We start from the raw sequence: 11,665 nt of genomic DNA on the forward strand, positions 1-11,665 counted from the left end.
GGGGAGCCTATATGCCGCCCCAGACGCAGTACGCACGTGCCTCTGGCCCCAGGCCCACGGAACCCCGGCGCTCCTCCACAACGGCGCCAAGTATCGGGTCACCGCGGCGCAAGGTTTACGCAACGACGTCAAGCGTTCTGGCAACCCCGTTCGGGTCACTCCGCACGGTCCATTTGGTCGCTGGTTCGTTCGACCGTTTCGTCAATCTTGGGCCGCCGTCCCGGAACATGGGGGCGGTCCTTCCTGTCTTTGGAGGGTGGTGGCATGACCCCGAAGGTCGCCCGCTATCTACGCGAGAATATGCCGGCCACCCCTTGCCTCGTCCTCGACGTGGACCGGGTGGAGGAGAATTACCGCCGGCTGATGGGCGCGATGCCGCTGGCGCGTGTCTACTACGCGGTGAAGGCCAATCCCGCCGCGCCGATCCTCGAGCGCCTGGTCGGCCTCGGCTCCTGCTTCGACGCGGCCAGCCTGGAGGAAGTGCAGGCCTGCATCGCCGCCGGCGCCGCGCCGAAGGCGATCTCCTACGGCAACACCATCAAGAAGGAGAGCGCGATCCGCGCCGCCTTCGAGGCCGGTGTCACCATGTACGCCTTCGACTCCGAGGCCGAACTGAAGAAGCTCGTCCGCAGCGCGCCGGGTGCCCGGGTCTATTGCCGTATCCTGGTCGGCAACGACGGCGCCGAATGGCCGCTGAACCGCAAGTTCGGCTGCGACATCGAGATGGCGAAGGCGCTGATGGTGCAGGCCGGCGAGCTCGGCCTCGACCCCTACGGCATCTCCTTCCATGTCGGCAGCCAGCAGACCAAGACCGTGGCCTACGAGGCCGCGATCGGCCGCGTGGCGATGCTGTTCACCGACCTCAAGGAGGCCGGGATCAACCTGCGCATGGTCAACCTCGGCGGCGGCTACCCGGTCCGCTATCGCGCCGAGGTGCCGGAGATCGACGATTTCGGCGCCGCCATCATGGGCGCCATGACGCAGCATTTCGGCAATGCGCTGCCGGAGATCGTCATCGAGCCGGGCCGCTTCATGGTCGGCGATGCCGGCGTGGTCTCGGCCGAGGTCGTGCTGGTTTCCCGCAAGGCGGACAATGACCCGGTGCGCTGGGTCTACCTGGATATCGGCCGCTTCGGCGGACTGGCCGAGACCGAGGGTGAGTCGATCAAGTATGCCTTCCGCACGCCGCATGACGGGGATGTCGACGGCCCGGTGACCATCGCCGGCCCGACCTGCGACAGCACCGATACGCTGTACGAGAAGTCCAACTACCGGTTGCCACTGGCGCTCGACTGCGGCGATCGGGTGGAGCTGCTGGCGACCGGCGCCTATGTGACGACCTATGCCAGCCAGGCCTTCAACGGCTTCCGCCCACTGGCCGAGCATTACGTCTAGAGGCCCGTCGGGGCCTGCGGGGGCACCCCATACGGGGTGCGACCCGTGGATCCTGCCCGTTCGGTGTCGCCGACGCGGCGTGGGCATTGGCCGCGTCGTATCCTGTGCCGTGGCCAGAGGATGCCGGGCAGCAACGCCACCCGTGGCGTGAGACCTCCATCGGCCTGCGCTGCCTGGTGAGGCTCGCTGCGCGCAGGCGTCGTCTGCCCGATGAACTGCCGCCCGGGGAGGCCGCCTGCCGGCAGACCGAACGCGCGCTGGCGGCAGTCTGCTCCGGCGCCCTGGCGCACGACCTGCGCGTATCGCTGCGGCTGGACCAGCCGCTTCCGCCGCCGCGTCCATGGCCATGGTCGATTGCCGGGGACCGTCCGCGGCAGCCATTGCGCCGCCTTGGTCTGCCAATGCCCGAGCAAGGCCGCTGCCAAGCCCGGAGAAAGCAGGGGTGGGCTTTGGGGCGGGGATGCCTTTGCCTCCCCAGCCTCCTCCTTCCAGCCGCAGGCACGGGAAGAAAGCCGCTTCCATTGGCCCTGGCGCGCGGTTTCGGCTATCGGGTGCCCCATGCTCCCCACCATCGCCGTCATCGGCCGGCCGAATGTCGGCAAGTCAACCCTGTTCAACCGCCTCGTCGGGCGGAAGATCGCCATCGTCGACGACACGCCCGGCGTCACCCGCGACCGCAAGGAAGCCGAGACCCGCATCGGCGGCCGGGACGTGCGCATCCTCGACACCGCGGGGCTGGAGGAAGCGGCGCCGGAGACCATCCAGGGGCGCATGCGCGCCAGTTCCGAACAGGCGGTGCGCGAGAGCGACCTGGTGATCTTCGTGGTCGACGCCCGGACCGGGCTCACCCCGTCCGACCGCGCCTTCGGCGAATGGCTGCGGCGGCAGACCGTGCCGGTCGTGCTGGTGGCGAACAAGACCGAGGGCCGCCAGGGCGGCTATGCCGCGATGGAGGCCTATGAGCTGGGCCTCGGCGATCCGGTGGCGGTCTCCGCCGAGCATGGCGACGGCATCGGCGAGCTGCACGACGCGATCCGCGAGAACCTGCCGGAGGAGCTGGAGGAGGACGAGCGGGAGGACCCGGACCGGCCCCTGCGCCTGGCCATCATCGGCCGGCCGAATGCCGGCAAGTCCACCCTGCTGAACGCCCTGCTGGGCGAGGAGCGGATGATCACCGGGCCGGAGCCCGGGTTGACCCGGGATTCCGTCTCGGTCGAATGGACCGACCCGACCGGGGGCAGGGTCCGGCTGGTCGATACCGCCGGGCTGCGCAAGAAGGCGCGGATCGAGAAGGCGCTGGAGAAGATGTCCACCGCCGCCTCGATCGCCGCGCTGAAGGAATGCGAGGTGGCGATCCTGGTGGTGGATGCGCTGCTGGGGATGGACGAGCAGGACCTGCGCCTGGCCCGGCTGGCCGAGCGGGAGGGCCGCGGCATCGTGCTCGCCTTCAACAAGTGGGATGCGGTCGAGGAACGCGTGGCGACCCGCCGCAAGCTGGACGACGTGCTGACGGCCAGCCTGGCGCAGCTGCGCGGCATCCCGGTGGTGGCGCTGTCGGCGCAGACCGGGCGCGGGGTGGACAAGCTGATGCCGGCGGTGCGGCAGGCCTATGCGCTGTGGAACCGCCGCATCCCGACCGGCGAGCTGAACCGTTGGTTCGAGAACATGATGACCCGCCATCCGCCGCCGCTGGCCGATGGCCGCCGGATCAAGCTGCGCTACGCGACCATGCCGAAGGCGCGGCCGCCGACGATCGCCATCTTCGGGACCCGCGCGGAGCAACTGCCGGAAGATTACCGGCGGTATCTAGTGAACGGCTTCCGCGAGGCCTTCGACATGCCGGGCGTGCCGGTGCGGCTGAACCTGCGCGGGACGAGCAACCCCTACGCGGAGGCGGAGGGGTAGCAGGCCCGCTTTCCCCTCGCGCGCAGGACCGCGCGGGGTGGACAGGCTTACTCGGCCGCCACCGCGCGCGGTTGCAGGTCGGTGCTGAACTGCAGGCTCACCGGCGATTCCGCTTCGAAGGGGCTGCTGAGGTCGAGCGCCTTCGCCGTCTCGCGCAGCGCCGGCAGCACCTCCTGGCCCAGCAGGCGGATGCAGGTCAGGCTGTCGGCCTGGCTGATGAAGCCGTCATTGGCCCAGAGCGACATGATGCCCGGCCGGGTCTGCTCCATCACCTGGCGCAGCTTGGCGATGACCGTCTCCGGCTTGCCGGCGATGATCATGTTGTTCCGGATCTGCTCCTCGAAGCTCGGCCGGCGGCGTGGGCTGGTGCCGCGCCCGGTGGAGAATTCGACGAAGCCGCGGCGGTTCTCCGGCGAGGAATAGCCGGACGGCGTCGACCAGACCGGGTGGGCCAGACCGGTGAATTCGCCCTGCATCCAGGTGAATTGCCGGGCATTCTCGATCGCCTTCTCGTCGGTCTCGGCGACATGCACCTGCTTCAGGTAGCCATGGTATTCCGGGCCGCCCTTGAAGCCGACCTCCTCGGCGACGCTGTCGTAGAGCTCCCAGATCTTGTTGGTCTGCTCCACCGTGGTGTTCAGCGCGATGTAGGGGTAGCGGTGCCGCGCCGCCCAGACCACCGTCTCCTTGCTGATGACGCCGGGGATCCAGATGCGCGGATGCGGCTTCTGCAGCGGCACCGCCCAGGGGTTCACCACGCGGTTGTGGTAGTGGTTGCCCTCGAAGCGGAAGGGGCCGGGCTGGGTCCAGGTCTTGACGATGAGGTCGTGCGCCTCCTCGAACCGCTCGCGGTTGTAGGCGGGGTTCACCCCGGTCGCGAGCTGTTCCTGGCCGCCGCCGCGGACGAAGCCGGAGACGAGCCGGCCCTTCGAGATCATGTCGATCATCGCCAATTCCTCGGCGATGCGGACGGGGTTCTCCGACAGCGGCAGGGGGTTGCCGAGGATGACGATCTTCACCCGCTCGGTGATCGCCGCCAGGATGCTGGCGAAGACATTCGCCTTGGCCTGCATGCAGAAGGGCGCGTTGTGGTGCTCGTTCAGCATGATGCCGTCGAAGCCGACCGCCTCGGCCAGCTTGTACTGCTCGATGAACTCGTTGTAGAGCCGCGAGCCGGCGACCGGGTCGAAATGCGTATTCGGAAACATCAGCGCGGTGGCGCCGAACTCGAGGCCCTTCTCCGCCGGGTAGGCGGACATCGGCTGCTCGGTGAAGTACATGATGTGCATGGCGACGCTCCCGCTCAGCCGCGTTGGGCGAAGGTGGTGACGAGGCGGACCAGCGCCTCCGGCTGCTCCATCTCGACGCAATGGCCGCAGCCGGCGACCAGCTCGATCCGCGCCTTCGGCATGGCCTGCCGCCAGCGGTCCGCCGCACTCGGCGGCACCACGCGGTCCTCGGCGCCCCACACGATCAGCGTCGGCGACCGCACGCCGCCCAGCAGGTGCTGCAGGGTCAGGCTGTGCATGTAGGGCTTCCAGGCGATGCGGAAATTCATCTCCCGGCAGAGGTCCCAGTCCACCAGCTGGTCGGTGCTGGGATCGGCGCCATACAGCGCATCGAAGGCCGCCTGGTCGTGGAAGCCCGCGCGGGCATAATCGATATGGCTGATCAGCGCCTGGTCGAGGATATCGCCTTCCGGCGGCTTGATCCCCATCGGCCCGACCAGCATCACCTGTGCCGGATCCTCCGGCGCCATGCTCGCCATCTCGGCCGCCACCCAGCCGCCGAAGCCGAGGCCCAGCAGCGCCGCGCGCGGCAGGCCGAGCTCCGTCAGCAGGCTGCGATAGAGCACGGCGAGGTCGCGCACCGAGCGCATCCAGGCCGGGCGTTCGGACTGGCCGTAGCCGGGATGCTCCGGCAGCAGCACTTCGAAATGCCGGGCCAGCGCCGCGTAGGCCGGAAGCTGGTCCAGCGTGCCGGTGTCGTGGTGCAGGACCAGCAGCGGCGGTCCCTTGCCGGCGCGGCGCAGGCGCAACTGCACCCCGGCGACCGGCAGCAGGCTCTCCTGCCAGGCGATTGTCTCTGCCATTGGCCGTCTTCCCCTCGTTGGCCGGAACGCAAGCAGCCTGCCGATACAGGTGTCAATCCGCCGCCGTTGCCTTCGGCCGCGGCCCGGGCAAATCTGGCCGCAACGGGGGCGCGACCCCCGCCGAGGGAGGTCGGTCCATGCGCACGCTCGAATTCCCCGTCTCGGACCTCGATCCCTTCTCCACCGCCTTCTTCGACGACCCCTTCCCGGAGCATGACCGGCTGCGCGAGGCCGGGCCGGTGGTGCGGCTGCGCCAGCTCGGCAGCTGGGGCGTGGCGCGGTGGGCCGAGGTCACCGCGGTCTTCAACGATTGGCCCAGCTTCGTCTCCTCCCGCGGGGTCGGGCTGCAGGATTTCGCCCGCGAGACCCCCTGGCGCTCCCCCAGCCTGGTGCTGGAACGCGACCCGCCGGAACACACGCGGGCACGGACCGTGCTGAACCGCGTGCTCTCGCCCGCCGCGATGAAGCGGCTGCGGCAGGATTTCGCCGCTGCGGCCGAGCGCAAGGTCGAGGCCTTGCTGGACCGCGGCAGCTTCGACGCCATCCCCGACCTGGCCGAGGCCTTCCCGCTCTCGGTCTTCCCCGATGCGCTGGGCGTCCGACCCGACGGGCGGGAACACCTGCTGCCCTTCGCCGCCGTCACCTTCAACGCCTTCGGCCCGGACAACGAACTCCGCCGCCAGGCGCTGGCCGGCGTCGCCCCGCACCTCGCCTGGGTGACGGAGCAGTGCCGGCGGGAGAACCTGGCGCCGGGCAGCTTCGGCGCCGCGATCCACGCCGCGGCCGATGGCGGGGAGCTGACGCCGGAGGAGGCGCCGGTGCTGGTGCGGTCGCTGTTCTCGGCCGGGCTCGACACCACGATCAACGGCATCGGCGCCGCCCTGTGGTGCCTGGCCCGCTTCCCCGACCAGTACGCCAGGCTGCACGCCGACCCGTCGCTCGCCCGCGCCGCCTTCGAGGAGGCGATCCGCTTCGAAAGCCCGGTGCAGACCTTCTTCCGCACCACGGCGCGGCCGGTCGAGCTGGGCGGCGTGGCGCTGGGGGAGGGCGAGAAGGTGCTGATGTTCCTCGCCGCCGCCAACCGCGACCCGCGCCGCTGGGAGCGGCCGGACGAATACGACATCGCCCGCCGCACCGCCGGCCATGTCGGCTTCGGCGCCGGCATCCACATGTGCGTCGGCCAGTTGCTGGCACGGCTGGAGGGGGAGGTGCTGCTGGCGGCGCTGGCCCGCCGGGTGCGCGCCGTCGAGATCAGCGGCCCACCGGTGCGCCGCTACAACAACACGCTGCGCGGCCTGGCCAGCCTGCCGCTGACCCTGCACGCTGCCTGAGGCCCGCCGATGCCCAAGCTCCTCTTCCTCCACCCCGATGGCCGCCGCCAGGAGGTCGAGGCCGATCCCGGCAGCACCGTGATGCAGGCCGCGACCGCCGCGGCGCTGGAGGAGATCCTGGCCGAATGCGGCGGCAACGGCATGTGCGCCACCTGCCATGTCTATGTGCTGGAGGACCCTTCCGGCACGCTGCCGCCGCCGGCACCGGACGAGGATGCCCTGCTGGACGGCACCGCGGCGGAGCGGCGGCCGACCAGCCGGCTGGGGTGCCAGGTGCCGGCCAGCGACGGCCTGGTGCTGCAACTGCCCGACCGCCAGACCTGAGACGGGCAACCTGACATGTCCGTACCGGTTCCCTCCCGACCTGGGTTCGCCTAGGCTCCCCGCCGATGCCGCGTCCAAGCGGCACGGGAGGGTGTCCAACATGCAGATCACGAGGCGGGCGGCGCTGGGCGCGGCCATGGCGACGGCATCCGGCATCGGCGGCGCGCGCGCCCAGGGGACCGCCGCGGCGCAGACCATCCGCATCGGCGTGCTGTCCGACATGTCCGGCCCCTACCGCGACATCAGCGGCCCCAACTGCGTCGTCACCGCCCGCCAGGCCGTGCAGGATTTCGGCGCCGCGGCGCGCGGCATCAATGTCGAGATCATCCAGGCCGACCACCAGAACAAGGCGGATGTCGGCGTCAACATCGCCCGTCAGTGGTTCGACCAGGGGGTGGACGCCATCCTCGAGGTGAACAACAGCGCCATCGCGCTGGCGATCAACAACCTGGCACGGGAGAAGAACAAGGCGCATCTCAACAGCGGCGGCGCCTCGGCCGACCTCACCGGTTCGGGCTGCAGCCCGAACATGGTGCATTGGACCACGGATACCTGGGCCAATGCGCAGAGCACCGGCGGTGCCCTGGCCAAGGCCGGTGCCACGCGCTGGTACTGCATCACCGCGGACTACGCCTTCGGCCATTCGGTGCAGCGGGAAGTGACGCGGGTGGTGCAGGCCAATGGCGGCCAGGTGGTGGGCAGCAGCGTCTACCCCTTCCCGCAGACCACCGACTTCTCGTCGTTCCTGGTGACCGCCGCCTCGCTCCGACCCCATGTCATCGCGCTCTGCAATGCCGGCACGGACATGATCAACTGCGTCAAGCAGGGGCAGGAATTCGGCCTGGCCGGCCGCAACATCCGGGTCGCCGCGATGATCGGCTTCATGATGGATGTCCATACCCTCGGGCTTCCCTCGGCGCAGGGCCTGACCCTGACCGAAAGCACCTATTGGGACCTCAACGACCGCACCCGTGCCCTGGCGGGCCGGCTGAAGGGCAAGACGGCGAACAACCATCAGGTCAACAGCGTGCATCTGCAGGCCTATTCCTGCGCACTGCACTACCTGAAGGCGGTGGAGGCCATCGGCGTGGCCCGCGCCAAGGCCTCCGGCCTCGAGGCGATCGAGGCGATGAAGCGTCTGCCGACCGATGACGATGCCTTCGGGCCCGGGCTGGTCAGGGCCGATGGCCGCAAGATCCACCCGACCTACCTGTTCCAGGCCAAGGCCCCGGCCGAAAGCAAGGGGCCGTGGGACTACCTGAAACTGGTCGCCACCACCCCGGCGGAGCAGGCCTTCCGCCCCATCGCCGATGGTGGCTGCGCCTTCCTGAAGACCTGATTCTGGTCAGGCCGCCGGCAGCGCGGGATCGCTGTTCGGCGGCAGCATCGGCATGGGCTCCATCACCCAGCCGATGACCTGGATGCCCGGGCATAGCAGGGACGTCGCATTCGCCTCCAACTGACTGCCGACCAGGGAAAATGGACCGAATTTCGTGATCGCCGGCAGCACCGCCCGCTCCTCGTCCGACCAGGCCGCGGTGATCCGCAGGTCGCGGACGCAGAGCGCCGCCGTCGGCATGCATTCGAAGCTGCCCTCGCCGAGGCCGGTGCCGCTGGCGATCTCTCCCGCCCGCATGCGCGGGATGAACCAGTTGCGCGCGGTGAGAAAGGCGGAGGAGACCCAGGGACGGCGCGCCGTCACCAGGCAGTAGCGGAAGGATAGTTCCATGCTGGCGGAGGTCACCGCCTGTGGTTGCGACTCTTCCCGCACGGTCTGCAACTGCTGCAGCAACACCTTCGACTGCACCACCTCGGCGATCACCGGTGGCGGCCGCATGGGCGCGGTCTTCACCAGCGTCGGGCGCTGCCCCAGCACGGCGCCGGCCATCGGGCGCGCCATCTGCATCCGCGCCATCGGCGTCGCCGTGGCGGAGACGCGGGGGGCGAGGCTGACCGGCGTCCGCAGCACCGCGATCCGCGCCTGCATCGCCGCGGTCGGCACGGGTGCGGGACGCGGCGCCACCGTCGTCGCCACGGCACCGAGCGCCTTCACCGTCTCCCGCAGCGCGGGCGGGGCGACGCGCCAGCGCCAGTCGACCCTCGGCCGGATGGTCCCGGCAGGCGGCGGCGGTGCGGTGACCGTGGTCTTCTCCTCGGTCCTGGTGCTGTAGCTTGTCCAGGCGCCCTCGCCCGACGGCAGCGGCCAGTCCGGCGGCAGCGGCAGCGCGGGCCGGTACTCGACCCCGCCACGGATCAGCGGCGCCTCGGCCGCCTCCGCGAAGGCCCGCTCGGCCGGGTCGCGGATGGCGCCGAGCGCCTGCATGTCCGTCGCCGTCAGCGGCTGCGCCTGCGCCAGCAGGGCGCCATAGGCCCCATCCGCGCTCAACAGGCCGGGGCTGGTGATGGTGGTGCCGTCGAGGTCGGGCAGCAGGTTGGCCAGGCCGGAGAACTGCTCCGTCACCAGCGCGGTCGAGCCACTGCCGTCCTGCAGGGTGAACATCTCCGGCGTCAGCGCGGCGCCGATGCCGCCGAAGGCGAGGAAGGGCTCGCCCGCTTTCGGCGTATCGGCATGCGCGCCGCTCACCTCCGCGTCGCTCTGCTTGTGATAGAGGTCGAGGAAATAGTCGTAGAACCGGTCGACAAGCGGTTGGAGGTCGATCGCCACGGCCGTCGCTCCTGCGGGAGGTGGGGCGGCGGGCCGGTCGCCCGCCGCCATGGGGTGCGCCGGGTCAGCGGGCCGGGGCGGGTTCCGGCGCGGTCGCCGGCTGTGCCGCAGGTGCCGGCTGTGCGGCCGGGGTGTCCTGCGCCGCGGGCGCCGGGCTCGCCGCGGCGCCGTTCGCCGGGGCCGCGGCGGTCGCCAGGCCCGGATCGTCGAGTGGCGGGCAGGGCGGCACGATGGTGCAGAGGAAGGCGACGATCTGCGCGCCGTTGATCGTCAGCGTGTTGTTCTCGAAATGCGCCTCGTAATCGGCTGCCTGTTTGGATTCGACGCGGCCGGAGACCTTGGCGCCCGACTTCGCCTGTTCGTGGCTGACATTCGCGGTGGCGCTGAACAGGCCGACGTTGAAGCCGGCGCTGGCGGAATAGCCGCTGCTGCTGCTGTCCCAGGCGCCCTTCGAATTGCCGAACAGCGCTTCCATCGTGCTGTGGTCGCTGCCCCAGCTTTCCGCATGGATCTTCAGCTTCCGCACGACCAGCATCTGCATCGGGATCATTGGCAGCAGGGTCTTGTCGCTGTCGGCCTGGCCGTCGATGGTGCCGTCGCTGACGAAATTCTTCTTCTGCCCGACCATGTAGAAATTGCGCAGGTAGAAGAGATCGCCCAGCAGCCAGGGCCGGACGATGTCGACCATGCCGAATTGGAAGCTGATGCTCACCTTCTTGGCGTCGTTGGTGAACTTGGTGGTGGCGGTGTGGCCGCTGGTGGATTCCTGGTCGGCATGGCCGTCGGCGCGGTGGTAGCCGCCTTTCGCGCCGATGCCGAAATACGACGCCCCGCCGGAGACCGAGGTGCTGCTGCTGCTCTGGTTCGCGGTGAAGCTGCTGAAGCCGTCATAGGCCTTGCCCATGTGGCTCTTGTAGTTCGCGCTGTTGATGCTGATGGTGACCCAGCCGCTGTCGTCGGTGTCGTAGTCCGCCCAGGACGTCGGCGAGCAATAGGCATAGGGCACGTCGGCCGGGACCGCGCCGGCAAGCCCGAGGTTCCAGATGTCGAAGATCTGCCGCGCCTTGCCGATCAGCCGCGCATCGACGCTGATGCCGACCGACTTGATGGTGTCGAGCGCCGCTTCGACCTTTTCCGCGCCTTCGGTCTTCAGCGTGTCCCAGGCCTCGTCCACCGCGCGGCGCAGCGACTTCGACTTGACCGGCCAGGACTGCGCCATGGCGGGGTTGCTGCTGGCCAGCGCCTGCGCATCGGCATAGTCGGCCACCGCCTCGGCATAGGCCCGGGCATTCTTCTCATAGACCTTGTAGAGCTTCGACTTCAGCACGTAGTCGCCGTCGTCGTCCGGCACGTAGAGCACCTTGCGCGCCTCCTCCAGCCGCTTGGCGACGTCGGGCGCCATCGGCGGCGGCGGCAGGGGCTGCATGCCGTTGATCAGGCCGTAATAGGCGGTGCTCAGCTTGCGGCCGGCGCCGGGGTATTCGCGGTAGGTGCCATCCTTGGTGACCATCAGCAGGCGGTCGACCAGCATCGCGGTCTTGAAGGCGGCATCCATGGAGCGGAGGTATTTCGGGTCCGCTGCCGGCATCGCGGGATCGGCGGCCGGCGCCGCCGCCTCGTCCGCCGGCGCCGCGCCGGCGGCGGGGGCCGGGGTGGCGGGCTTCGGTGGCGCGGCGCCCTTGGCGATGGCATCCTGCATGGAACTGCCGCCCATCGGCGACCAGGGCGCGGTGTAGTCGCGCGGATCGACCAGCAGGCCCTGGATCAGCTGCGAATAGACGAAGCCCAGCTCGGTCGGCTTCTTGTCCGACCCGATCGGGCGGCGGGCCTTCACCTTCTCGACCAGCGCGTCATAGGCTGCCATCAGGGCGGCGGCCATTTCGGTTTCGGCGACTGCGACTTCGGCCATGCGGTCCTCCTGTGTCGGCGCCCCTCCGGGACAGCGGGGGGCGA

The 11,665-nt window shown here is 69.9% G+C and carries 9 protein-coding genes; 5 read left to right on the top strand and 4 right to left on the bottom strand.

Annotation, left to right across the window (positions count from 1 at the left end; genetic code table 11):
* Positions 1 to 264 precede the first annotated feature (264 nt).
* Positions 265 to 1,395 carry a type III PLP-dependent enzyme gene (locus ACFQS7_RS06495; protein ID WP_380066227.1) on the top strand — a complete coding sequence of 377 codons (1,131 nt, stop codon included), beginning with the start codon at positions 265 to 267 and terminating at the stop codon, positions 1,393 to 1,395.
* A 558-nt stretch (positions 1,396 to 1,953) separates the two neighbouring features.
* A complete protein-coding gene (gene der / locus ACFQS7_RS06500; RefSeq protein WP_380066228.1) occupies positions 1,954 to 3,300 on the top strand; it encodes a ribosome biogenesis GTPase Der in 1,347 nt (448 codons plus the stop codon).
* Between the two features lie 47 nt (positions 3,301 to 3,347).
* On the opposite strand, the gene ACFQS7_RS06505 is transcribed toward der, so the two are convergent.
* Together ACFQS7_RS06505 and ACFQS7_RS06510 are read right to left on the bottom strand one after the other, a co-directional pair.
* Positions 3,348 to 4,589 (bottom strand): LLM class flavin-dependent oxidoreductase, encoded by a 1,242-nt coding sequence (locus tag ACFQS7_RS06505; RefSeq protein WP_380066229.1) that lies wholly within the window; start codon positions 4,587 to 4,589, stop codon positions 3,348 to 3,350.
* A gap of 14 nt (positions 4,590 to 4,603) precedes the next feature.
* Complete coding sequence (locus ACFQS7_RS06510) at positions 4,604 to 5,392, bottom strand: alpha/beta fold hydrolase (protein ID WP_380066230.1); 789 nt, start codon at positions 5,390 to 5,392, stop codon at positions 4,604 to 4,606.
* A gap of 137 nt (positions 5,393 to 5,529) precedes the next feature.
* On the opposite strand from ACFQS7_RS06510, the gene ACFQS7_RS06515 reads away from it, so the two are divergent.
* The 3 genes from ACFQS7_RS06515 to ACFQS7_RS06525 all read left to right on the top strand — a co-directional run bounded on the left by ACFQS7_RS06515 (position 5,530) and on the right by ACFQS7_RS06525 (position 8,386).
* Entirely contained in the window at positions 5,530 to 6,723 is a 1,194-nt protein-coding gene (locus ACFQS7_RS06515; protein WP_380066231.1) for a cytochrome P450, read from the top strand.
* A gap of 9 nt (positions 6,724 to 6,732) precedes the next feature.
* Positions 6,733 to 7,047: a 2Fe-2S iron-sulfur cluster-binding protein gene (locus ACFQS7_RS06520; RefSeq protein WP_380066232.1), complete on the top strand. Its 315-nt coding sequence runs from the start codon at positions 6,733 to 6,735 to the stop codon at positions 7,045 to 7,047.
* Between the two features lie 100 nt (positions 7,048 to 7,147).
* Entirely contained in the window at positions 7,148 to 8,386 is a 1,239-nt protein-coding gene (locus ACFQS7_RS06525) for an ABC transporter substrate-binding protein (RefSeq protein WP_380066233.1), read from the top strand.
* A 6-nt stretch (positions 8,387 to 8,392) separates the two neighbouring features.
* Here ACFQS7_RS06525 and ACFQS7_RS06530 read toward each other — a convergent pair whose 3' ends face one another.
* Positions 8,393 to 9,712 carry a hypothetical protein gene (locus tag ACFQS7_RS06530; RefSeq protein ID WP_380066234.1) on the bottom strand — a complete coding sequence of 440 codons (1,320 nt, stop codon included), beginning with the start codon at positions 9,710 to 9,712 and terminating at the stop codon, positions 8,393 to 8,395.
* A gap of 64 nt (positions 9,713 to 9,776) precedes the next feature.
* Positions 9,777 to 11,621, bottom strand: coding sequence for a hypothetical protein (locus tag ACFQS7_RS06535; RefSeq protein ID WP_380066235.1), 1,845 nt, complete (start codon positions 11,619 to 11,621; stop codon positions 9,777 to 9,779).
* Between the last annotated feature and the right edge of the window lie 44 nt (positions 11,622 to 11,665).

This window comes from Dankookia sp. GCM10030260 (genome assembly GCF_042666655.1).
Taxonomy (GTDB): domain Bacteria; phylum Pseudomonadota; class Alphaproteobacteria; order Acetobacterales; family Acetobacteraceae; genus Paracraurococcus.

Coding starts and splice junctions, on each gene's coding strand:
- ACFQS7_RS06495 (WP_380066227.1), top strand. CDS start 265: ATGACCCCGAAGGTCGCCCGCTATCTACGCGAGAATATGCCGGCCACC.
- der (WP_380066228.1), top strand. CDS start 1,954: ATGCTCCCCACCATCGCCGTCATCGGCCGGCCGAATGTCGGCAAGTCA.
- ACFQS7_RS06505 (WP_380066229.1), bottom strand. CDS start 4,589: ATGCACATCATGTACTTCACCGAGCAGCCGATGTCCGCCTACCCGGCG.
- ACFQS7_RS06510 (WP_380066230.1), bottom strand. CDS start 5,392: ATGGCAGAGACAATCGCCTGGCAGGAGAGCCTGCTGCCGGTCGCCGGG.
- ACFQS7_RS06515 (WP_380066231.1), top strand. CDS start 5,530: ATGCGCACGCTCGAATTCCCCGTCTCGGACCTCGATCCCTTCTCCACC.
- ACFQS7_RS06520 (WP_380066232.1), top strand. CDS start 6,733: ATGCCCAAGCTCCTCTTCCTCCACCCCGATGGCCGCCGCCAGGAGGTC.
- ACFQS7_RS06525 (WP_380066233.1), top strand. CDS start 7,148: ATGCAGATCACGAGGCGGGCGGCGCTGGGCGCGGCCATGGCGACGGCA.
- ACFQS7_RS06535 (WP_380066235.1), bottom strand. CDS start 11,621: ATGGCCGAAGTCGCAGTCGCCGAAACCGAAATGGCCGCCGCCCTGATG.